At 70.4% G+C, this 20,914-nt stretch carries 21 protein-coding genes; 16 read left to right on the forward strand and 5 right to left on the reverse strand.

The features are described from left to right. Positions 1-2: 2 nt before the first annotated feature. Positions 3-956 carry an alpha/beta fold hydrolase gene (locus VZQ01_RS41960; protein ID WP_426746458.1) on the reverse strand — a complete coding sequence of 318 codons (954 nt, stop codon included), beginning with the start codon at positions 954-956 and terminating at the stop codon, positions 3-5. Between the two features lie 104 nt (positions 957-1,060). On the opposite strand from VZQ01_RS41960, the gene VZQ01_RS41965 reads away from it, so the two are divergent. Continuing rightward, positions 1,061-1,852 (forward strand): phytanoyl-CoA dioxygenase family protein, encoded by a 792-nt coding sequence (locus VZQ01_RS41965; RefSeq protein WP_223748722.1) that lies wholly within the window; start codon positions 1,061-1,063, stop codon positions 1,850-1,852. 8 nt (positions 1,853-1,860) lie between these two features. On the opposite strand, the gene VZQ01_RS41970 is transcribed toward VZQ01_RS41965, so the two are convergent. Further along, positions 1,861-3,921, reverse strand: a complete 2,061-nt coding sequence (locus VZQ01_RS41970) for an ATP-binding protein (protein WP_223783223.1) — start codon at positions 3,919-3,921, stop codon at positions 1,861-1,863. A gap of 139 nt (positions 3,922-4,060) precedes the next feature. Between VZQ01_RS41970 and VZQ01_RS41975 the strand changes: the two genes are divergently transcribed. Beyond that, positions 4,061-4,843 carry a WbqC family protein gene (locus VZQ01_RS41975; RefSeq protein WP_223748724.1) on the forward strand — a complete coding sequence of 261 codons (783 nt, stop codon included), beginning with the start codon at positions 4,061-4,063 and terminating at the stop codon, positions 4,841-4,843. A 17-nt stretch (positions 4,844-4,860) separates the two neighbouring features. On the opposite strand, the gene VZQ01_RS41980 is transcribed toward VZQ01_RS41975, so the two are convergent. After that, positions 4,861-6,678, reverse strand: coding sequence for a DUF8689 domain-containing protein (locus VZQ01_RS41980; RefSeq protein WP_223748725.1), 1,818 nt, complete (start codon positions 6,676-6,678; stop codon positions 4,861-4,863). 172 nt (positions 6,679-6,850) lie between these two features. Here VZQ01_RS41980 and VZQ01_RS41985 point away from each other — a divergent pair, with 172 nt between their 5' ends. Next, on the forward strand, positions 6,851-7,627 hold the full coding sequence (locus VZQ01_RS41985) for a DUF6209 family protein (protein WP_426746459.1): 777 nt from the start codon (positions 6,851-6,853) through the stop codon (positions 7,625-7,627). Positions 7,628-7,744: 117 nt separating this feature from the next. Then, entirely contained in the window at positions 7,745-8,845 is a 1,101-nt protein-coding gene (locus VZQ01_RS41990; protein WP_426746460.1) for a class I SAM-dependent methyltransferase, read from the forward strand. Between the two features lie 63 nt (positions 8,846-8,908). Here VZQ01_RS41990 and VZQ01_RS41995 read toward each other — a convergent pair whose 3' ends face one another. Next, positions 8,909-9,733: a hypothetical protein gene (locus VZQ01_RS41995; protein WP_408890473.1), complete on the reverse strand. Its 825-nt coding sequence runs from the start codon at positions 9,731-9,733 to the stop codon at positions 8,909-8,911. A gap of 443 nt (positions 9,734-10,176) precedes the next feature. On the opposite strand from VZQ01_RS41995, the gene VZQ01_RS42000 reads away from it, so the two are divergent. Both VZQ01_RS42000 and VZQ01_RS42005 read left to right on the forward strand, forming a co-directional pair. Further along, positions 10,177-10,497: a hypothetical protein gene (locus VZQ01_RS42000; RefSeq protein ID WP_426746461.1), complete on the forward strand. Its 321-nt coding sequence runs from the start codon at positions 10,177-10,179 to the stop codon at positions 10,495-10,497. After that, positions 10,497-11,069 carry a prolyl hydroxylase family protein gene (locus VZQ01_RS42005; RefSeq protein ID WP_267696272.1) on the forward strand — a complete coding sequence of 191 codons (573 nt, stop codon included), beginning with the start codon at positions 10,497-10,499 and terminating at the stop codon, positions 11,067-11,069. The genes VZQ01_RS42000 and VZQ01_RS42005 overlap by 1 nt, the downstream gene beginning before the upstream one ends. 12 nt (positions 11,070-11,081) lie before the next feature. Here the strand turns inward: VZQ01_RS42005 and VZQ01_RS42010 are convergent, their stop codons facing one another. Continuing rightward, positions 11,082-11,921, reverse strand: a complete 840-nt coding sequence (locus tag VZQ01_RS42010) for a carbon-nitrogen hydrolase family protein (RefSeq protein ID WP_248542760.1) — start codon at positions 11,919-11,921, stop codon at positions 11,082-11,084. A 74-nt stretch (positions 11,922-11,995) separates the two neighbouring features. Between VZQ01_RS42010 and VZQ01_RS42015 the strand changes: the two genes are divergently transcribed. The 10 genes from VZQ01_RS42015 to VZQ01_RS42060 are packed head-to-tail and all read left to right on the forward strand — an operon-like array spanning position 11,996 to position 20,914. After that, positions 11,996-13,024, forward strand: a complete 1,029-nt coding sequence (locus VZQ01_RS42015) for an acyl-CoA desaturase (protein WP_223783217.1) — start codon at positions 11,996-11,998, stop codon at positions 13,022-13,024. Beyond that, positions 13,005-13,277, forward strand: a complete 273-nt coding sequence (locus VZQ01_RS42020; RefSeq protein WP_141323960.1) for an acyl carrier protein — start codon at positions 13,005-13,007, stop codon at positions 13,275-13,277. Before VZQ01_RS42015 ends, VZQ01_RS42020 begins: the two co-directional genes overlap by 20 nt. After that, a complete protein-coding gene (locus tag VZQ01_RS42025) occupies positions 13,277-14,239 on the forward strand; it encodes a class I SAM-dependent methyltransferase (RefSeq protein WP_426746462.1) in 963 nt (320 codons plus the stop codon). Before VZQ01_RS42020 ends, VZQ01_RS42025 begins: the two co-directional genes overlap by 1 nt. 3 nt (positions 14,240-14,242) lie before the next feature. Continuing rightward, a complete protein-coding gene (locus VZQ01_RS42030; RefSeq protein WP_141323958.1) occupies positions 14,243-15,031 on the forward strand; it encodes a thioesterase II family protein in 789 nt (262 codons plus the stop codon). Beyond that, entirely contained in the window at positions 15,028-16,056 is a 1,029-nt protein-coding gene (locus VZQ01_RS42035; RefSeq protein WP_426746463.1) for a zinc-dependent alcohol dehydrogenase, read from the forward strand. The genes VZQ01_RS42030 and VZQ01_RS42035 overlap by 4 nt, the downstream gene beginning before the upstream one ends. Positions 16,057-16,072: 16 nt before the next feature. Beyond that, positions 16,073-17,074 carry an acyl-CoA desaturase gene (locus VZQ01_RS42040; protein WP_141323956.1) on the forward strand — a complete coding sequence of 334 codons (1,002 nt, stop codon included), beginning with the start codon at positions 16,073-16,075 and terminating at the stop codon, positions 17,072-17,074. Between the two features lie 38 nt (positions 17,075-17,112). Continuing rightward, a complete protein-coding gene (locus tag VZQ01_RS42045) occupies positions 17,113-18,837 on the forward strand; it encodes a fatty acyl-AMP ligase (protein ID WP_426746465.1) in 1,725 nt (574 codons plus the stop codon). A 15-nt stretch (positions 18,838-18,852) separates the two neighbouring features. Next, the gene (locus tag VZQ01_RS42050; RefSeq protein WP_223748735.1) at positions 18,853-19,347 is read left to right on the forward strand and encodes a GNAT family N-acetyltransferase; all 495 of its coding nucleotides are present in this window, start codon (positions 18,853-18,855) and stop codon (positions 19,345-19,347) included. Next, positions 19,344-19,901, forward strand: a complete 558-nt coding sequence (locus VZQ01_RS42055) for a GNAT family N-acetyltransferase (RefSeq protein WP_141323953.1) — start codon at positions 19,344-19,346, stop codon at positions 19,899-19,901. Before VZQ01_RS42050 ends, VZQ01_RS42055 begins: the two co-directional genes overlap by 4 nt. After that, positions 19,898-20,914, forward strand: a complete 1,017-nt coding sequence (locus VZQ01_RS42060; protein ID WP_141323952.1) for a TauD/TfdA family dioxygenase — start codon at positions 19,898-19,900, stop codon at positions 20,912-20,914. Before VZQ01_RS42055 ends, VZQ01_RS42060 begins: the two co-directional genes overlap by 4 nt.

Raw genomic sequence — 20,914 nt, forward strand, 5'->3', positions numbered from 1 at the left:
CGTCACGAAGAAGGAGGGGGTGCCTCCGCCGGCCGCAGCCCGTGGTCCACCAGGAAGCCGCGCACCGCGTCGGCGATCTCTGTTCCGGCCTCCAACAATCCCGCGTGCCCGGCGTCCTCCACCAGCATCCAGTGGGCATGTGGCAGCGCGTCACGCATGCGCACCATCTCCCTCAGCGGGACGAGGGTGTCGTGACGGGCGGCGATGATCTGCGTGGGCACCTTGACATGGGGCAGCACATCCCACGCGTGCCCCTCCGCGAACCCCCGCAGCGTGTGCCAATAGGCCTGGGGGCTCATCGTGCGCAGCGCGTACAGGAACTCGTCGATGTCGTCGCGCGGGGCCCGGGGACGCAGCGCGCCCACCGCGCGGGCCAGCGGATACGCCAGCCGGCTGCCCAGGAACGCGCGCACCACGGGCGTGGCCAGGGGCACCGCGGGCGTCGCCAGGCGGATGGCCTCGCGCGCCGTGCCCAGGAGGGCCCGCGCCGCCAGCCCCGCGTCCCCCGAGCCCGCCGCGCCCGGCGTGCCCGCGATGAGCGTCATCGCCGGCACCAGGTCCGGACGGCGCCGATACAGCTCCAACAGGACACGCACGCCCATGGAGTAGGCCACCTGGTGTGGAGGCCGTCCGTCGCCGAGCGCCATCACCTCCTCCGTGACGCGCTCCAGGTCTCCCACGTGCACGGAGAAGTCGTAGTCGCCTCCGCGCGACTCCTCGCTGCCCCCGTGGCCCCGGTAGTTCCAGTGCACCACCCGGTGGTCCTGCTCCAGGCTGGCGACGACGTGGCGCCAGAAGTTCTCCGAGGAGCCGATGCCATTGCTCAGGAGCACGGTGGCGCGCGGCTTGAGCGCCTCGTCCGAGGACTCCTCGAGCAGCTCCCCCAGGTGCGTATGCCAGGCCACCCGGGTTCCATCCGGAGCGACGACGAAGCGCGTGGTGCGACGGTAGGGCATGCCGCCCTCACCATGGTGCGAGGACGGCGAGCGCGCAAGCCGTGCGTGCCCCAGGCCCCCGTCGTCACACTCCTCCACCGCAGGCGTCCGAGGTATGAGGGCGCATGCTTCGTGACGACGCGCAGGCGCTCGACCTCACCCCGGTGCTCGCGCACTACGCCGAGCATGGCTATGCCCGGCTGGGCAGGGTCCTGGACGAGGAGGGCCTCGTGGCCCTGCGCGAGCGGGCGGACGACCTGATGCTCGGCCGCGTGGTCTACCCCGGCATGTTCTTCCAGCCGGACGCCACCACCGGACGCTACGAGGACGCCCCCCTGGGGCTCGGCTGGCAGGGGCCCTCGCTGGACTACCGCAAGCTGGAGAAGCTGGAGAAGGACGCGCGCTTCCTCGCGTGGCTGGAGAATCCGCTGTTCGAGCGCATCGTCCGCGCGCGCATCCCCGGCGACATCGTCCTGTACCGCGCCATCCTCTTCCACAAGGGCCAGGCCGGCGGCAGCAACCTGCCCTGGCACCAGGACGGAGGTCGGCTCTGGGGACTCACCCGGGAGCCGGAGCTCCAGCTGTGGACCGCGCTGGATGACGCCCCCGAGGACGGCGGCTGCCTGGAGGTGGTGCCCGGCAGTCACCGGCGAGGACTGGTGACGGAGCTGGGCGGCGTCATCCCGCCGGACCAGGTGGCCGCCGAGGACGCGGAGCACCGCGCGGTGCCCCTCCCCGCGCTCGCGGGCGAGGTCATCCTGGTGCACAACCACCTGTGGCACCGCTCCGGCCGTGGGCGCCCCGGCCTGAGGCGCCGCGCGTTCTCCGCCTGCTACATGAGCGCGGACACCCGCTGCGTGCGCAAGAAGAAGGCGCCCCGCGTGTTCCATCCGCTGTTCCGCCACGGACGCGACTGAAGCGGCCTTCAGCCCACCAGGTGCAACGGAGGGGGACGTCCCAGCGCGCGCGCGCGGTGCCCCACCGGCAGGGAGACGCGGAAGGTGCTGCCCCGCCCCACCTCGCTCTCCACGGAGATGTCCCCGCCGAAGCCGGTGACGATGCCGTGGCAGATGGACAGGCCCAGGCCCGTCCCCTCCCCCACGGGCTTGGTGGTGAAGAACGGGTCGAAGATGCGCGCGCGCACCTCCGGCGTCATGCCCACGCCGGTGTCGCTCACCTCCACGATGACCCGGTCCCCCGAGGCGCGCAGCACCACGCGCACCTCGTGGTGCTCCGGCTTGCCCTCTGGAATCGCATGCGCGGCGTTGATGAGCAGGTTGAGGAACACCTGCCCGAAGCGCCCCTCGCTGCCCTCCACCGGAGGCACGTCGCCGAAGTCGCGGATGATCTGCGCGCGCATCTTCAGCTCTCCGCGCGCCATGGTGATGGCGGACTCGAGCACCGCCTGCAGGTTGACGGCGGTGGCCACCTCGTCGTCCCCGCGCGAGAAGGTCCTCAGGTCCCGGACGATCTGCCGCACCCGGTGCGCGCCATCCACCGCCTCGCGCAGCACCTCCTCCATCTCGGACGTGCGCCCCGGGGGCAGCTCGCGCGTCACGTTCTGCAGCTCCACGGAGAGGAACGACAGGTTGGAGAGCACGAAGGCCAGCGGGTTGTTGATTTCATGCGCCACGCCCGCCGCCAGCGTGCCCACCGCGGCCAGCCGGTCCGACACGACCAGCTGCGCCTGCATCGCCTTGCGGTCCGTGACGTCCAGCGACACGCCCCCCAGGAGCCTCCGCCCTGAGCGGTCGCGCACGATGAAGCGGTAGGTGAGCCAGTGCCGCTCCGAGCCGTCCGGCGCGGGAATCATGCCCTCCGTCGCGCTGGGCTCCCCCGACGCGAGCACCGCCTGGTCCTCGCGCCGCACGTGCTCCGCGGAGGCCGCGGGCATCAGCCGCGCGTCGTCCATCCCCTCCACGTCCGCGCCATCGGCCAGGCCGAAGAAGCGACGATAGGGTTCGTTCACCCAGACGCGGCGCCCCTGCGAGTCCTTCATGTACGCCACCGCGGGGCTGTGGTTCATGAAGGCCGCGAACAGCGCCTGGGACTCCTGCAGCGCCGCGAGCGCCGCCGCGCGCTCCTCCATCAACGCCTGCCTCGCCGCCGCCTCCGCCGCGTTCCCCATGGCCGCGCCCAACAGGCCCGCCATCAGCTCCAGCGTGCGCACGTCCCGGTCATCGAACGCGTTGGGCAGGTGCGAGGTCAGGTTCAGCGCCCCCACGGGCCGCGCCTCGCGCCACAACGGGACGCAGACCATGGAGCGCGCGCCCACCTGCCGCGTGGCCGCCACGTTGACGCGCACGTCGTCCTCGGTGTCGTCGGTGCGCATCACCTCGCCGCGCAAGAGGCTGGTGCCGGTGAGGCTTCCCTCCACCTTCAGCCGGAAGCCCATGTGCCGCCGCAGGCTGCCGGTGGCCACCCGGTACTCCACGTAGCCCTCCTCCAGCAGCGCCACCGCCGCCCCGTCCGCGCCGCACAACACCCGCGCGCGCTCGCACAACAGGCTCATCACCCCCGACAGGTCCAGCCCCGCCAGCGCCACGTCCGCCTGCGTCTGGATGATGGAGGCCAGCCGCTCCATCTCCCCACGCGCCGCGGCCTGGGTGCTCTGCATCTGCCGACGCCGCGCCGCCCGGCGCTCCAGCAGCAGCCGGCGCGCGCGCACCTCCACCGCGTGGAAGGGCGCCACGAGGAACTCCTCCACGCCCGCCGACAACAGCGGCGCGAGCGCCTCGTCCGTCGCCTCGTCCGCCAGCCCCAGCACCAGCGGATCCTCGGGCCTGGCGCGCCCACGCAGCGCATCCAGCCACCGGGCATCCGGCGCGAGCGACGCGGCCTCCACGATGAGCACGTCCACGTGGCCGTGCACCAGCTCCGCGTCCGCCTCCGCCGCCTCGCCCCGGATGAGCACGTCCTGCCCCTGACGTCGGAGCTCCTCCGCGACGGGATGCTGCGGGTCCGCGCTGATGCACAGGTACCTCATCCGTTCGTTTCCACCTCGGCGAAGGTCCCTGACCGGCTTTGGAATGTTACAATCTAGCAGCAGGAGCAATCCACCGCGTCCGGTCCGGCAGTGAGGGGCCGCGCCACCCCAGCAATCCTCCGCGGAAAAGAGGCCGTGCGTGCCGGGCAGTCCAGGAGTCGTCGTCGCCGAGCAACCCCACTACCTGCCCTGGGTGGACTTCTATGAGCAGACGGCGCGCGCGGACACGTTGCTGGTGCTCGACAACGTGCAGTGGCTCCGGCGTGGCTGGCAGCGCAGGACGCGCGTGGCGCTGCCCGCCACCGTGCCCACACCTCCGCCCACCGAGCCCGGCTTCCAATGGCTGTCCATTCCGCTGGAGGACCCACATCGCGACACACTCATCGCCGACCTGGCGGTGGACTCGCGTCAGCGCTGGGCGCGCAAGCACCTGGACACGCTGGTGACGCTGTACCGGCGGCGGCCCCATTTCGCCACCCAGGTGCTTCCGCTGCTGGAGCCCTTCTATGACGGCGTCGCGACGGAGGCGGGCCCCGGCTCGCTCCTGAGGGTGTTGCTCGCGAGCACCGCCCTCTTCCACGCGCCGCTGGGGCTGTCGCCGCGCATCCTGCTGGCCTCCACGCTGCGGAAGCAGGGCGACGAGAAGTCGGCGCGGCTGGTGGAGTACTGCCGACAGCTGAAGGCCCACACGTACTACTCGGGGCTGGGCTCGTCGCTGTACCTCCAGGTGGGGCTGTTCCGGAGCGCGGACGTGCGCGTGCTGTGGCAGCGCTTCCGCCACCCGCCCTACGAGCAGGGGCGCGACGGGAGGTTCGTGCAGGGGATGTCCATCGTCGACGTGCTGTCCAACGTCCCCGTGGACGAGGTGCGCCGGTGGTTGGAGCCCTCGCCGTGGGGCCCCTTCGCGCCGGCGCCCCCCTAAGGAGCGCTGAAGGGCCTTCAGCCCGCGGAGGCCGCGGTGGTCTCCGCGGGCTTGTCGAAGCGCACGAAGTAGCTGCGCACGGCGGCGTCCAGCAGCGCCGGGTCCAGGCGAGGCTCCTGCCCCATGTAATGGGACATGTCGATGACCTGGTCCAGCAGGTCGCGCGGCTGGCAGGCCGCGAAGGGCCGCTGGGTGGGCCGGTAGTGCTGCTCGATGAGGTAGTCGACCGCGTTGGCGTTGTAGGCCACGCCGCGCTTGCGACACATCACCTCGAAGATCTGATGGAACTGCTCCTCGTCCGGGCGCTGCACCTCCAGCTTGTAGCGGACGCGGCGCAGGAAGGCGTCGTCCACGAGCGCGCTGGGGTCCAGGTTGGTGGAGAAGGCGGCGAACACATCGAAGGGCACCTGCAGCTTCTTGCCGGTGTGCAGGGTGAGCATGTCGATGTCGCTCTCCAGCGGGACGATCCACCGGTTGAGCAGGTCCTTGGGGGAGACCTTCTGCCGGCCGAAGTCGTCGATGAGGAGCATCCCGTTGCTGGCCTTCATCTGGAACGGGGCCTCGTAGTACTTCACCTCCGGCGAGTACACGAGGTCGAGCATCTCCAGCGTCAGCTCACCGCCCACGACGACGAGCGGCCGCCGGCAGCGCACCCAGCGCCTGTCGTACGAGGGGGCCCCCTCCTCCTCCACGGGCTTGTGGAGGTTGCTGTCGAAGACGCGCACCACGAAGTCGTCGATGAGGATGGCGTGGGGGATGAAAATGTCCCCGTCGAAGCAGTTCACCATGCCCTGGCAGATGGCTGTCTTGCCATTGCCCGGCGGCCCGTAGAAGAAGATGGCGCGCCCGGAGTTCATCGCCGGACCGATGCCGTCGTAGATGTAGTCGCGGATGATGAGGTCGCCGAACTTGTCCTGCATCCGCGCGCGGGTGATGCGATTGCCGCGCACCGTCTGCTTCTTCACCGCCGCCACGTACTCCTGGAAGGGCACGGGCGCCGGACCGTTGTAGCGATTGCGGTCCGTGATCTGCCGGAGCACGTCCGTCACGAAGGGCGTGAGCTGGTAGATCATCGTCGACTTGCCCACGCCGGACGCGCCGCCGCCGCGGATGTCCACGTACTTCTGGCGGCGCAGGCCCTCGATGATGTCGTCGACGATGGAGGTGGGCAATTGCAGCCGGCTGGCCAGGTCCATGCCGCGCATCTCGCCGGCGAAGAACAGCGCCTTGAGCACCAGCTCCTCGACGAACGTGGCCGTGAGCCCCGTCTCGGACAGGTCGCGGGGCTGGGTGGGCCAGAAGCGGTCCGGAGCCCCGGGGCCGCCCGACTCGAGCGCGCGACGCGAGCCGGTGACGGCGGACCGGCGCTCGGGGCCTGAATAGGCCGGAGGAGGCACCGTCCTGCGCTCGGCGCCCCCGAAGGCACCACCACCGCCCGGGGCCGCGGCCTGGGGACGGCGCTCCGGGGCGCCCGGGGCGGCGGAGGGAGGACGGCGGGCGGCGCCCTCCTGGTTGGACACGATGACGGACGGCAGCGCGCCGGCCGGCGGGGGAGGACGGCGCTCGGCGCCCGGGCCCGGCTGGGCGGTGCGCCGCTCGGTGGGGAACTCCGGATCATCCGAGGGAGGCGGCTGGGGTCGCATGGAAGCACCGGGCCTGCGCTCGCCGAGCCCGGGGGACGCGCCTGCCAACGGGCCGCGGGCGCGCGGGGGAGAGCTGAGGACCGGGCTGGGGATGTCGGACTGCGCGGGCGTCTCCGTGGGGGTGGCGCTGCGACTCGAATCGTCGCTCGACTCACCCGCCGTCGGGGGGGACGGCCTCCTGAACAGGGTCATTCGGTGCTCGCTCCAGGGTGTTCGCCAGCGAGCCTACCCGAAATGACGGGGGACAACGAGGCGCCCCGGGCGTGGGCCCCACGGGCCATGATGCGCGCGCCTCCCCATGGAGGGGGTCTGTCGCCGGCGTCCACGCCGGCCCGGGCCCGCCATTCACCCAGGAGCCACACCCTTGAAACACATCCTGACCCTGTTCCCCCTGCCCCTGCTGTTCATCGCCAGCGCCGCCGCGGCCCAGGGCGCGCCCGGCATCTCCTTCCACGCCGACTGGACGCTCACCCAGTCCCGCACGCTGGTCGCGGGCGACGCGGTCCAGGTGACGTACGACACGAACCGGCTGCCGCAGTGCCGGCTCACGCTTCCGGATGGCACGCCGGGCTGGAGCCTCACCGGCCACTACCGCGTCAACGGCGGCCCCGAGGGCAGCTTCGACGTCGCGGGCCAGCCCACCGCCGGCGCCCCGCCCGTGGTGTCGCTGCCCGCGGAGGGCACGCTGGCGCTGTGGTTCCGAGTCTCGAGCCCCGGCTGCGAGCACTACGACTCCCACTTCGGCTCCAACTTCCAGTTCGCCGTGCGCGCGGCGGGCACCGCGCCGACGCCGACGTGGGTGTTCCAGGAGGGCTGGCTCGAGTACACGGTGGGCACCGTGAAGGCGGGACAGCCCTTCCTGGTGGACTACGACATCGACCGGCTGCCCGAGTGCCGCCTGCTCTACAACGGCGCGCCCACGTGGGAGGTCTGGGTGCACTACCGCTTCGACAACGGCGTCACCGGGAGCCAGAGCATCACGCAGGTCAGCGGCTACTCGCGCTACGGCGTCCCGGTGACACTCACCCCGCCCGCGGGCGCCCGCGCCGTGACGCTGTGGTTCGAGAACTGGGACCGCGGCTACTGCCGCCGCTGGGACTCCCTGCACGGACAGAACTACCGCCTCGCGCTGCAGCCGTAATCCCCTTCCCTCCGCCCCACCGAGATGACCCACGCGGTGGGGTGGACCCGGTTGCTTTTTGCGAGGCCCGGCGGTCAACTGCGCCGCATTCCAACCAGGGGCCGGACGGCAACCGACATGTTCAATCAGACCCACAAAGCACTGGCACAGCAGCTCAAGCCCCTGGTGAAGTCCGCGGCCCGCAACTTCATCCATCGCCTGGAGCCCTGGCTGGGGCCGCCGCCTGCCGCGGCGGCGGTGCAAGCCGCTCCCGCCCCTGCTCCCGACCTCACCAGCGCCGTCTGGACGCTGCCAGACAGGCCCCTGACGGTGTCGCTCCCGCCCATCGCGGAGCTGCTCCGCGAGAAGCACGGTGGCGAGCCGCTCAGCCTGGTCGCCAAGGGCCTCTTCGGCGACGACGGAACCGTCCAGACCGGCCTGCTCCAGTCGCTCTCCGAGGAGCAGCTCCAGGCCTACGTCGCGGCGGACACCGCCCCGCTCCCTCCCATGCAGGAGCGCGCCCACTACTTCGGCGAGCAGCACGTCAGCTACTGGCTCAACGGCCTGAGCGACTACCTGTTCCTGAAGGGCCTGCTGAAGTCCGCGGGCATCGACCCGGACGGACACTTCCGCTTCCTCGACTTCGCCTGCTCGTCGGGCCGCGTGCTGCGCCACTTCCTCGCGCACGCCCCGAAGGCGGAGGTCTACGGTTCGGACATCTACTCGAACGCCATCCGGTGGATGAACCGGTACCTGTCACCCAAGGGCTTCTTCTTCCAGACCGCCATCGTCCCGACGCTGCCCATCCCCGACGCGTCCATCGACCTCATCTTCTGTGGCTCGGTCTTCACGCACATGGATGAGTTCGAGGAGTCGTGGCTGATGGAGTTCCGCCGCGTCCTCAAGCCGGGCGGCGTCGCGTTCATCTCCCTGCACACGGAGCGCACCTGGGACGCCATGGCCCGGGACGCGGGGCACCCCATCCGGCGGCACCTCCTCGACCACCCGTATCGGAGCCTGGAGTCGGACACCCAGCCCGTGCCCTCGGCGTGGTTCGACCAGCCGATGCCCTCCGAGCGGGTGGTGCTGCGCTACATGCCCTCGCCCTTCCACAACATCCACACATTCTACAAGTCGGACTACATCCGGACGAAGTGGGCGCGCTTCTTCGACGTCCGCGAGCTGCTCCAGAAGGTCCACGGCGCGCACCAGGACGGTGTCGTGCTCATCAAGCGCTAGGCGGCGCCCGCGCGCCCGGTCGGCGCCCGCTCGTGGAGGAGCCGGGCGCCGACGCGTGGTGAGTCAGAGCGCCAGGCTCTTCTCGATGTCCGCCAGCTTGAAGCGCGCCATCGCCAGATTCGCGTTGGCGCGGTTCAGCGCGAGGTAGAAGAACAGACCGTCACGCGTCGAGAGCGGCCGGATGATGTGGTACTGCTCGCCGAGCGTGATGAGGATGTCCTCGATCTTGTCCTTGATGCCGATGACGCTCATCGCCTTCATCTTGGCGCGCACCACCTCGGTGTTGGCCGCAGCCGCCGTCTCGATGTTGAAGGCCGCGGTGCCGCCCTGGGAACCCAGACACATGCCGCTCTTCGCATCCACCAGGCACGCAGCGAACGCGCCTTCGATCTTCAGTGTCTCTTCCAGGGTCTGCTTCACGTTCGCCATGACTTCTCTTTCGACTGGGGGGTGGGTGGGGTGCTGCTCGACAGGGTGCACCAGCTCCTCCAGCGTGAACGTCAGCTGGCTGGAGTAGGTGCGCGGTTGGGGAACGAAGAGCGCCTGCGCATCCGGCACCGCCAGCAGCGCCTGGACGTGGCCGGCCATGTGCTCGCGCAGCAGGTCGCGCAACGTCTCGCGCGGTACCAGCCCCCACGACACCAACACCTCGCAGAAGTTGCCGCCACTCTTGCGACACTCCGCCATGACCTGCTCGACGTCGTCGCGCGTGACGAGCTGCTGGTGGATGAGCACGGACGAGAAGTTCTGCACGCCGGGCCCGTTCAGGACCGCCCAGGCCACCTTCTTTCCGACGATGAAGATCCGCCCGGAGATGCTGGCGGACTTCACCACCACCTCACCTCCCTGGTGGCTCTCCAGGGCCTCATGAAGCACGGTGCGCAGCACAGGGCGTGAAACCTGGGTCACCGTTCGGGATGCTGGTTCCATGGAGTGGGTCCGGGACGCACCAGGTGTACTGATCTGCATATTCATCGCTCTGCGGGCAACTATATCCAGCCTCCCCGCAATATCGCAACCCGACTACATTTTTCGCGGAAATCGGGCGATCTGGGTTCACCCCGCCCCAGACTCGGAGCAGAGCCGACCCATCGCAGAGATCAACGAGGTTGGGAAGGAAATTTCCCGTAAGAATACATACACAGCGTGCGTCTCGGCGCCGCCCAACCCAGGAGGCATGGGCCCGGCTCACGGGAGCCGACAGCCTGCCTGCTTTCCCACCATTCCCGACGCGGCCACCTGCGTGAATTGTCCGCTCATTGACAGTCACCTCCCGAGTGACGCCGGGGCCATGTGCAATCCATGCCGGCTGTCCGCGAGGCTTTCCGGTCATGAATGACATCCACTCGTTGCGGACCCATCTGGCCTTGAATGGCCGGATGCGGCTGGAGTTCCACGCCGCCCTGTCACGGTTCTTCAAGGAGCAGGGGGTCCCGCTCGCCGAGAGGATCCTCGACTCCGCCACGCTGGCCACCGAGGAGGAATTGATGGCGCGCTCGCTGGCGGCGGCCTCCCCCGCCCCGAGCGCCCAGCTTCATGCCGCGCACTACGCGATGAACGCCTACGCCGGCGCGTACCCGTCCTATTGGGGCTGGATGCCGACCTGGTACGCCTATCCCTACGCCTCCTACTACCCGACCCCGGGACGCTGATGGGCGCGCTCACCCCCGTGGAGGGTGCGGGCGGCATCCTCGAGTTCCCTGACGCGCTGACGGACACGAAGGCCCTGCTGGAGCTGGCGCGCGAGCCCGACGGCTGGCAGCCCACGGCGAACGCGTCCGTCACGGACAAGCACGCGAACATGCGCACCCTGGAGATGACGCTCCCGGCGCTCGCGCCCTACCGCGCGCTGGTGGAGGGCGCGCTGCTCGACGCGGCGAACGCGCGGTGGAGTCTGTCGTTGCGCGAGCACCTGCCCCAGGCGCACCTGGTCCGCTACGAGCCCGGGCAGATGTACCCGCCACACTTCGACCACCTGGGCACCCCGGAGCGCTTCTTCACCGTCATCGGGTACCTCAACGACGACTACCAGGGCGGCGCCACCGTGTTCCCGGACCTCGCCCTGCGCATCGAGCCGCGCGCGGGGAAGGTCGCCGTCTTCCCCTCGCACTACTGTCATTACCCGGCGGACGTCACCTCCGGCACCAAGTACGTGGCCGTCACCTTCCTGCTGGGAAGGCGCCCCGGCCCCCGCGTGTTCCGCGCGCAGCCGCCCCGGCCCTGAAGCCGACGCACGCTATGACTCCAGGACCTCCGGCCCCCGGAAGTCCCGGTCATGCCCCAGCGACGGGAGCGCCCGGCGCGCCTCCTCCACGCGCGCCAGGTCGATCTCCGCCGTCACGAAGCCCGCCGAGTCCCCGCCCGCGTCCGCCAGCACCTCGCCCCAGGGGCTCACCACCAGCGAGTGCCCGTACGTGCGCCGCCCTCCCGCGTGGAGCCCCACCTGCGCGGGCGCGAACACGAAGCAGCCGGTCTCGATGGCGCGAGCCCGCAGCAGCACGTGCCAGTGCGCGCGCCCCGTGGGCACGGTGAAGGAGGACGGCAGCGTCAACAGCGTCGCGCCCGCACGCGCCAGCGCGCGCTGCAGGTGCCCGAAGCGCATGTCGTAGCAGATGCCCATTCCCAGCCCACCCCAGGGCGTGCGGGCCACCACCGCGCGCTCGCCCGGCCTGAAGACAGAGGACTCGCGGTAGCGCTCACCGTTGGGTAACTCCGCGTCGAACATGTGAATCTTGTCATACCAGGCCACCACCCGGCCCTCCGGGTCGATGACATAGGAGCGGTTGGCGCACCGCTCGCCCTCCACCTTGACGTGGATGGAGCCAATCAAAAACCAGACACCGTGTTCCCGCGCCAGGCCCTTCGCCGACATCAGCCCGGGGTGGTGCTCCTCTGCCACCACCTTCGACAATGTATCCTCGTGGTTTGCCCCTAGGAGCGTGGAGTTCTCCGGCGTCATCACAAAGTTCGCGCCGGCCGCCAATGCCTTGCGCGCCTGCTCCTCGATGAACGAAATATTTGGCGCCATTTCATTGCGCGCATTCACCTGGATGAGGCCGACGATGAGCTTCGACATGTCTCTCTTGGCTCCTTGACCAATAACGCGGTTGTCTTTATATACCGGCTTTCGGAAAGGGGCTTCGTTCCGCTATGTCCAACGCACTCGACGTGGACGGCCTGGAGGGCGACGCTCGGGAGGGCAAAGCCAGACGCCTGGCGATTGAGAGCCCCTTCCTCCGTCGGATGCAGCGCAGACACTTCTTCCTGTTCAACGTGGGCCCGTTGCTCGGGACGCTCGCGGCGGTGGGCTGGGCCTTCGTGCGGCCCATCGGCGCGCTGGAGCTGGGGTTGTTCGGGGTGATGTGGCTCATCACCGGGCTGGGTGTGTCGGCGGGCTACCACCGCTTCTTCACGCACCGCTCCTTCAAGGCGCCCACGCCCGTGCGCGTGGCGCTCGCCATCATGGGGAGCATGGCGGCACTGGGGCCCGTCATCTCCTGGGCGGCCATGCACCGGCGTCACCACCGGCTGGCGGACCGCCCGGGGGACATGCACTCGCCCAACCTGCACGGCGCGGACTTCGGGGGCCGGGTGCGCGGGCTGGTCCACGCGCACTTCACGTGGATGCTCCAGCACGAGTATCCGAACATCGTGCACTACGTGCCCGACCTCCTGGAGGACCGGGCCATCGTCCGCGCCTCGCGCCACTACCAGACGTGGGTGGTGTTGGGGCTCGTCGTGCCGACGGCCATCGGCGCCCTGGTGACGCGGACCTGGGAGGGCGCGCTCGCGGGCTTCCTGTGGGGTGGCGTGGTGCGGATGTTCGTGGTGGCGCAGTCCATCTCCGCGCTGAACTCCATCCTGCACACGCTGGGCTCCCGGCCCTTCCAGCTGAAGGACAACAGCCGCAACAACCCGTTGTTGGGGATGCTCATCTGGGGCGAGGGCTGGCACCACAACCACCACGCCTTCCCCAGGTCCGCCTCGTTCGCCCTGGCCTGGTACCGGGTGGACCTCTCCTACTGGTTCATCCGCCTGCTCGAGAGGCTCGGGCTGGCCACCCACGTCATCGTCCCCACGCCGGAGCAGAAGGAAGCACGCCGCGCCCGCGCGGCCATCAAGGACAGCAACGCCCACCTACAGAGGAACGAAGCGACCCATGGAAGCCAAGGCTCATGACGCGGCGTCGATTCAGTCGTGGTGCATCAACTACGTGGCGAGGATCCTCGACACACCTCCATCCCGCATCGACCCCAACGTGGAGGTGGAGCGGCTGGGCCTGGACTCGTCCACGGCCGTGGCGTTGATCATGTCCCTGGAGGAGCACCTGGGCATCGAGCTGATGCCGGAGCTGCTCTTCGAGTACCCCACCCTCGCGTCCATCTCCAAGCACCTGGCCACGAAGCTGCCCTCGGCGGCGGGAGGCGCGTGATGGGCAGCCCGGCTCGGGTGGACGAGGCGGCCACCGGCACCGCCGCGGCGCTCCGGGAGCGCGAGGGCGACAAGTACGGCGGCTCACAGGAGGGCATCCAGGCGCACTACGACCACGACGCGCGCTTCTGGGAACTGGTCCTCGGTCCGACGATGACCTACTCCTGCGCGCTCTTCGAGGACCCGGACGAGCCGCTGGAGCGGGCGCAGATCCGGAAGATCGACTGGCACCTGGCGAGCGCCAACGTGGCCAACGCGCGCACGGTGCTCGACGTGGGGTGCGGCTGGGGCTCGGTGCTGCGGCACACCTCCGCGCGTCCCTCCGTGGAGCGCACGGTGGGCCTCACGCTCAGCCCGCTGCAGGCCGACTACCTGCGCTCGCTGAACCTGCCCCGGGTGGAGGTGCGGGTGGAGAACTGGGCCACGCACGAGCCCGCCCGGCCCTACGACTCCATCATCTCCGTGGGCGCGCTGGAGCACTTCGCCAAGCGCGAGGAGACGCCCGAGGAGAAGGTCGCCGTCTACGCGGACTTCTTCGCGCGCTGCCACAAGTGGCTCACGCCGTCCGGACGGCTGTCCCTGCAGACCATCGCCTTCGGGGACATGCGGCGCGAGGACGCCAGCGACTTCATGAACCGGGAGATCTTCCCGGACTCGGACCTGCCCTTCCTGGGAGAAATCGTCGCCGCGGCCGAGGGCCTGTTCGAGATCGTCGCCTTCCGCAACGACCGGCTCCACTACGCGCGCACGTATGACCGGTGGGCCACCAACCTGCGCCGCCACCGCGCGGAGGCGGTGAAGCTCGTGGGCGAGGAGACGGTGGCGCGCACGGAGCGCTACTTCAAGCTCACCTCCATGGGCTTCCGTCTGGGCAAGCAGCACCTGCTGCGCTTCATGCTGCGGCCCATCTCGCCCCACTGGTCCGTCAACGGCACCGACCACTGGGGTCCCCGGGGCGCCTGAGCCATGTCCATCCACTCACCCTGGCTGCGCCACGCGGAGGGCACGGCTCCGCCCTCGGCGCGCCTGCTGTGCCTGGGCCACGCGGGCGGCGGCGCCTCCAGCTTCAATGGCTGGCGCGCCGTCCTGCCCGACTGGCTGGAGCTGGTGAAGGTCCAGCTCCCGGGCCGCGAGGACCGCAGGGACACGCCGCCGTGTGAGCGGGTGGAAGAGGTCCTGCCTCCGTTGTTCGCCCAGGTGCGCGCGCTCTTGGACCTGCCCCTGGTCATCTACGGGCACAGCATGGGCGCGCTCATCGCCTTCGAGCTGGCGAGCGAGCTGCGTCGCCAGCAGGAGCCTCCGCCGCTGGCCCTCTTCATCTCCGGCCGCCGCGCGCCGCACAAGCCGCTGCGGCCCGCGCACGAGCTGCACACGCTGCCGGAGCTGGCGCTGGTGGACCGGCTCCACGCGCTGGGCGGCATCCCCCCGGGGCTGCTCGGCACCGCGAAGCGTCGCGAGTACTACCTGCCCACCATCCGCGCGGACCTCGCCCTGTCGGACGAGTACGCGTACCGGCGCGAGCCTCCGTTGCCGTTCCCGCTGCACACGTTCATCGGCGAGCACGACAACCTGGTGGTCCGCGAGGACTGGGAGGCCTGGTCCGAGCTGGCGGGCGGCACCTTCACCCGGCGGGTGCTCCCGGGCGGCCACTTCTTCGGCAAGGAGGGCCAGGCCGTGCTCATCACCTCCATCGTGGAGGGCGTCCGCGCGACGCTGTCCGCGTCCACTCCCACGCCCCTGAGGTCCGCATCATGAAGCTCATGCGCGCCGCCTTCGCGGAGGCCATCGGCGAGCCCCTGAAGCTGCGCGAGGTCCCCATCCCCGAGCCCGGCCCCAGCGAGGTGCTGGTGCGAATCGCCGCCAGCGGCGTGTGCCACACGGACGTGAGCATCCTCGACGGCGAGTGGCCGATGAAGAAGCCCCGCTTCCCGGTGGTGCTGGGTCACGAGGCCACCGGCTACGTCGCGGGCCTGGGCGAGGGCGTGCGCTCGCACAAGGAGGGAGACCGCGTCGGCGTGTTCTGGCTGAACTCCGCCTGCGGCACGTGCGAGGACTGCGCCACGGACCACGAGCCCTTGTGCGTGCGCCAGGTGGGCACCGGCTACAACGTGAACGGCACCTACGCGGACTACTGCGTGGTGTCCGAGTCCTTCGCCGTGCCGCTGCCGGACGGGCCCTCCATGGAGGAGCTGGCGCCCATCCTCTGCGCGGGCGTGACGAGCTACAAGGCGCTGAAGACGCTCGACGCGCGGCCGGACTCGTGGGTCGTCGTCTCCGGCGTGGGCGGCGCGGGCCACCTGGCCATCCAGTACGCGACGGCGCTGGGGTTGAAGGTCGCCGCCGTCGACGTGAGCGCGGAGAAGGCGGCGCTGGCCGAGTCGCTCGGCGCGTCCTTCACCGTCAACGCGGAGAAGGAGTTCCCCGTCAACCGCATCGTCCACCGCACCGGGGGCGGCGCGCATGGCGTGGTGGTCACCACGGGCGCGGCGAAGGCGATGGAGCAAGGCGCGCGGATGCTCCGGCGGGCCGGGACGCTGATGGTGGTCGGCGTGGCGCCGGAGCCCCTGCCCTTGTCCGTGTTCGACCTGGTCATCAAGGGCCTGTCGGTGCGCGGGACGCTCATCGGAACCCGGCAGGACGTGCGCGAGGCGCTGGCGCTGGTGGCCGCCGGCAAGGTGCGGCCGCTGGTGGAGAGCAGGACGCTGGACGACGTCAACGGCGCCATCACCGCGCTGCGCCAGCGGCAGGTCCAGGGACGCCTGGTGTTGAGGATGACGTAGCACGCGGAGGAGCCCCATGGCCCACGTCGAGCAGGTCGCAGGCAAGCGGGACAAGAAGGCGGTGAGCAGCCCGTATCTGCACAAGCTGCAGCGCCGCCACTTCATCCTCTTCGACATCCTCCCCACGCTGGGCACCGTGGGCGCGCTGTGGCTCGCCTTCACCGTCCGGCCGCCCACGGCCCTGGACCTCACCCTGTTCGCGGTGATGTGGGCGCTGACGGGCTTCTCGGTCAGCATCGGCTTCCACCGGCTGTTCACCCATCGCGCCTTCAAGACGAGCACGCCCGTGCGCGTGCTGCTCACCGTCTTCGGCTGCATGGCGGCGCGCAGCTCCATGATCACCTGGACGTCGCAGCACCGGCGCCACCACGAGCTGGCGGACCACGAGGGCGACGTGCACTCGCCCAACCTGTTCGGCCAGACGTGGCGCCTGCGCCTCAAGGGCCTCTGGTACTCGCACTTCAGCTGGATGCTCAAGCACGAGTACCCCAACGTGGTGCACTACGTGCCGGACCTGCTGGCCGACAAGGCCATCATGAAGGCGGACCGGGGCTACCTGCGCTGGGCGGTGCTGGGGCTCGTCCTGCCCGGCGTCATCGCCGGCGCGCTGACGCAGAGCTGGCTGGGTGCGCTCACCGGCTTCTTGTGGGGCGGCGTGGTGCGCCAGTTCGTTGTGGCCCAGCAGGTGTCCGCGCTCAACTCGCTGACGCACATGTTCGGCACGCGGATGTTCAAGATGAAGGACAACCACAGCCACAACAACGCGCTCTTCGGCCTCATCACCTGGGGCGAGGGCTGGCACAACAACCACCACGCGTTCCCGGACTCGGCCAACTTCGGGTTCCGCTGGTACCAGCTGGACCCGGGCTATTGGATCATCCGCGTCATGGAGGCGGTGGGGCTCGTCTGGGACGTGAAGCGCCCGGACGCAGAGCGCATCGCCGGCCGCATCCAGCGCCTGGAGGCGCTCGACGAGCCCGCCGCCGAGCCCACCGCTGGCGCCCGGATGCCGGGCTGAGTCCCCCGTTCCCCACGACCTGCTTGCGCGAGGCTTCCATGCAGACCCGCTACCCCTCCCTCGTCACCGCGCTGCGCACCCATGCCTCCGACCACCCCGAGGACCGCGCCTACGTCTTCCTGGGAGAGCGCGGGGAGGAGGCCGCCGTCCTGACGTACGCGGAGCTGGACCGACGCGCCACCGCGCTCGCCAGGGTGATGGCCGCGAAGGCGGGCCCCGGTGAGCGCGCGCTCCTCGCCTTCCCTCCGGGCCTGGAGTTCCTCGTCGCCTTCTTCGCCTGCCAGTACGCGGGCATCGTGGCGGTGCCCACCATCCTCCCGCGCCAGATGCGCCTGCGCGACTCCAGCATCTCCATCGTCGAGGACTGCGCGCCCAGGCTCGGCCTCACCACCGCCGCGGCCCGCGAGGCCGTGAGCGCCGCCTACGCGCAGGTGCCCGCCGCCCGGAGCATGGAGTGGCTGGGCGTGGATGCGAACGCCACCGACGACAGCGGGCCGCCGCTCGCGGTGAGGGAGCCGGACCCGAACGCCATCACACTCCTGCAGTACACGTCCGGGTCCACGTCGGCGCCCAAGGGCGTGATGGTCAGCCACGGCAACCTGTGCGCGAACGTGGAGATGATCAGCCAGGGCGGCGACCTGTGGCGCCACGCGACGCGCGTCGGGTGGATTCCGATGTACCACGACATGGGGCTCATCTTTAACGCCCTCCAGGGCGCGTACGTCGGTGCGCAGTGCGTGCTGATGTCGCCCCAGGCCTTCGTCGCGCATCCGCTGTCGTGGCCTCGCGCCATCAGCACGTACCGAGCGGAGATGGCCATCGCGCCGAACTTCGCCTACGACCTGTGCCTGGAGAAGTACGACGCGGAGCGGATGAAGGGCACGGACCTGTCGTGCTGGGAGCTGGCGCTCAACGGCGCCGAGCCCGTGCGCGCCAGCACCATCACCCGCTTCGCGGAGGTCTTCGCCGCCCACGGCCTCCCCCGCTTCTCGCCGCGCCCCACCTACGGCATGGCGGAGGCCACCCTTCAAATCTCCGTGGGCAAGCGCGGCAGTCCGCCCCGGCTGTGGAACGTGGGGCGTGAGTCACTGCAGAAGGATCGCGCGCTGGCGCCCGCGCCCGGTGAGCGCTCGCAGGACCTGGTCGGCTGCGGCAGGGCCCTCACCGGCGAGAAGCTGGCCATCGTCGCGCCCGACTCGCACCAGCGGCTCCCCCCCGGGCACGTGGGGGAGATCTGGGTGCACGGCCCCAACGTCGCGCACGGGTACTGGCAGAAAGCGGACGCCACGCGGGAGATCTTCGAGGCCCGCATCGTCGGCGAGGACGGCGCCACGTGGCTGCGCACCGGGGACCTGGGTTGCATGGACGACACCGGCGAGCTGTTCATCACCGGTCGTCTCAAGGACATCCTCATCATCCGGGGCTCCAACTTCTACCCCCAGGACCTGGAGCTGACGGCGGAGAAGAGCCACCCCGCGATCCGCCGGGGACACTCGGCCGCCTTCACGCTGGCGGGCTCGCGGGAGCAGGAGCAGCTGGTCATCGCGTGCGAGGTGCGCGAGGACCAGGTCGCCGGCCTGGACGTGGCGGACGTCGTCGGCGCGGTGCGACGCGCGGTGGTCCACGAGCATGAGCTCACCACCTACAAAGTGCTGCTCACGACCTCCGGGGCAATACCGCGCACCACCAGCGGGAAGATACGACGCAAGGCCACCCGTGAGCTCTGGCAGAAGGAGCAGCTGCCCCTCGTCGGTCAGAGCTAGCGGGAGGAGGATGGCATGGGAGCGATTCGACGACTGGAGCCCACCGACCTGCCCGCCGCGGTCCGCATCTGCAACGCGGAGATTGCGCGAGGTGGCTCCACCTGGGGACCGGCGGAGCTGACCGCCGACCAGCTGGGGGCGCGGCTCTCCGGCGGGCCCCGGCCGCTGGAGTCCTGGGTGTGGGAGGACACGCCGGGCGAGCTGGCGGGCTGGGGTGCCCTGACCAGCCACACGCAACGCGACATCTACGACACCATCGCGGAGGTGGCGCTCTTCGTCGATGAGCCCAAGCGCCGCCATGGCATCGGCCGGGAGCTGGCGCAGCACGCGCTGGCCCGGGCACGCGCGCTGGAGCTGCGGGCGCTGGTGGTGCTCGTGCAGCCCACGCCCGCGTTCCTCATCGCGTGGTGTGTGCGCCAGGGCTTCCGCAACGTGGGCTGGCTCAAGGGCGTGGTGCCCGTGGGCGCCGAGTGGCGTGACACCCTCGTCTTCCAGAGGACGCTGACATGATGAGGCCCGCCGAGGAGCGAGACGCGCCCGCGCTGGCGCGCATCTACAACCAGGCGATGAAGCCGGGCATCTACGCCGTCCCGGTGAACAAGCCCGTCACCGCCGAGGACCGCGTCGCGTGGCTCAAGCGCTTCCAGGCGCCCTTCGGCGCGTGGGTCTACGAGACCCCGTCCGGTGACGTGCAGGGCTGGTGTTCGCTCATCCCCTTCGCCGTCCGGCCGTCCTACCCGGGCATCGCGGAGATCTCCGCGTACGTGGACGAGACGCATCGCGCGAGCGGCATCGGCGGCCTGCTCCTGGCGTGTCTGGTATCCGAGGCCCGCAAGCGCGGGCTGCGCTCGTTGGTGTCGCTGGCGTTCGAGAAGAACGTGGTCAGCATCTCCGGCTGTCTGCAGGCGGGCTTCCGGCCCATGGCCCTGCTGCCGGGCGTGGCGACCTTCGGCGACCACTTCGAGAACGTGGCGTGGATCCAGAAGGACCTCCTGGAGGAGGACCCGCCCGCGCTGCGTCACCTGCTGGAGAAGGTTCCATCGAGTCGAGGAGGCGCACGGTGATTCGTTTCGAGGAGACCTTCGTGGGTGACGAGCCGCTGCCCCGGGTCTGGCGCATCACCCAGGGACAGGACGCCTCGCGCGAGCAGATGGTGGACTGGCTGCGCGAGCACAAGGGCGCGCTCAACGCCGCCCGGGACAGACATGGCGCGGTGCTGGTGCGCGGCTTCCAGGCGCTGGACTCCGCGCCGGCCTTCGCGGACGTGCTGGGCGCCATCGCCAATGACTTGATGGAGTACGTGGGCGGCACGGCGCCGCGCAAGGTCGTCCACGGCCGCGTCACCACGGCGTCCGGACTGCCGGGGACGCACTCGCTCGCGCTGCATCAGGAGATGGCCTACCAGGCCAGCCGCCCCGACGCGCTGGCGCTGTTCTGCGAGGTGCCCCCCGACGAGATGGGCGAGACGCCGCTGGCCGACGCGCGGAAGGTGACCGAGCGGCTGGACGCGGGCGTGCGCGCGCGGTTCGACGCCCAGGGGGTCGGCGTGCGGCGCGCCCTGCGCAGCCCGTCCACCGGCGAGGAGAACAGCATCCCCCGTCCCTGGAACCAGGTGTTCCTCACCACGGACCGGGACGAGGTGGAGCGCATCGCGCGCGAGAAGGAATGGAAGGTGGAGTGGCGCCCGGACGAGTCCATGCTGCTGTGGCAGCAGGTGCTCCCCGCCTTCAAGGCCCACCCGCGCACCGGGGAGCGCGTCTGGGCGAACCAGGTCCACTACCACATGCCGGAGTGCATGGTGCGCTGGGCGCTGCGCGATGGCCGCTCCGCGGACGCGGCGGACCTGCGGCGACAGATGGCCGAGACGCCGGAGCTGATGGACCACTGCTTCCACCGCGACGGCACCCGCGTGTCCGCCGAGGACGCGGAGCACGTCTGGGACGTGCTCGAGCAGTCGGAGGTCCCCCTGCGTTGGGAGCGCGGTGACGTGCTGCTGCTCGACAACGTCCTGGCCATGCACGGCCGCCGCCAGTACCGGGGCCAGCGCCGCATCCTCGTTGGGATGATCAAGGACTGA

It is taken from the genome of Myxococcus faecalis, from assembly GCF_050039385.1.
GTDB classification, from domain to species: domain Bacteria; phylum Myxococcota; class Myxococcia; order Myxococcales; family Myxococcaceae; genus Myxococcus; species Myxococcus fulvus.

Excerpts from the sequence above, each read along its gene's own strand:
- VZQ01_RS41960 (WP_426746458.1), bottom strand. The coding sequence starts at position 956 with ATGCCCTACCGTCGCACCACGCGCTTCGTCGTCGCTCCGGATGGAACC.
- VZQ01_RS41965 (WP_223748722.1), top strand. The coding sequence starts at position 1,061 with ATGCTTCGTGACGACGCGCAGGCGCTCGACCTCACCCCGGTGCTCGCG.
- VZQ01_RS41970 (WP_223783223.1), bottom strand. The coding sequence starts at position 3,921 with ATGAGGTACCTGTGCATCAGCGCGGACCCGCAGCATCCCGTCGCGGAG.
- VZQ01_RS41980 (WP_223748725.1), bottom strand. The coding sequence starts at position 6,678 with ATGACCCTGTTCAGGAGGCCGTCCCCCCCGACGGCGGGTGAGTCGAGC.
- VZQ01_RS41990 (WP_426746460.1), top strand. The coding sequence starts at position 7,745 with ATGTTCAATCAGACCCACAAAGCACTGGCACAGCAGCTCAAGCCCCTG.
- VZQ01_RS42000 (WP_426746461.1), top strand. The coding sequence starts at position 10,177 with ATGAATGACATCCACTCGTTGCGGACCCATCTGGCCTTGAATGGCCGG.
- VZQ01_RS42005 (WP_267696272.1), top strand. The coding sequence starts at position 10,497 with ATGGGCGCGCTCACCCCCGTGGAGGGTGCGGGCGGCATCCTCGAGTTC.
- VZQ01_RS42010 (WP_248542760.1), bottom strand. The coding sequence starts at position 11,921 with ATGTCGAAGCTCATCGTCGGCCTCATCCAGGTGAATGCGCGCAATGAA.
- VZQ01_RS42015 (WP_223783217.1), top strand. The coding sequence starts at position 11,996 with ATGTCCAACGCACTCGACGTGGACGGCCTGGAGGGCGACGCTCGGGAG.
- VZQ01_RS42020 (WP_141323960.1), top strand. The coding sequence starts at position 13,005 with ATGGAAGCCAAGGCTCATGACGCGGCGTCGATTCAGTCGTGGTGCATC.
- VZQ01_RS42025 (WP_426746462.1), top strand. The coding sequence starts at position 13,277 with ATGGGCAGCCCGGCTCGGGTGGACGAGGCGGCCACCGGCACCGCCGCG.
- VZQ01_RS42030 (WP_141323958.1), top strand. The coding sequence starts at position 14,243 with ATGTCCATCCACTCACCCTGGCTGCGCCACGCGGAGGGCACGGCTCCG.
- VZQ01_RS42035 (WP_426746463.1), top strand. The coding sequence starts at position 15,028 with ATGAAGCTCATGCGCGCCGCCTTCGCGGAGGCCATCGGCGAGCCCCTG.
- VZQ01_RS42040 (WP_141323956.1), top strand. The coding sequence starts at position 16,073 with ATGGCCCACGTCGAGCAGGTCGCAGGCAAGCGGGACAAGAAGGCGGTG.
- VZQ01_RS42045 (WP_426746465.1), top strand. The coding sequence starts at position 17,113 with ATGCAGACCCGCTACCCCTCCCTCGTCACCGCGCTGCGCACCCATGCC.
- VZQ01_RS42050 (WP_223748735.1), top strand. The coding sequence starts at position 18,853 with ATGGGAGCGATTCGACGACTGGAGCCCACCGACCTGCCCGCCGCGGTC.
- VZQ01_RS42055 (WP_141323953.1), top strand. The coding sequence starts at position 19,344 with ATGATGAGGCCCGCCGAGGAGCGAGACGCGCCCGCGCTGGCGCGCATC.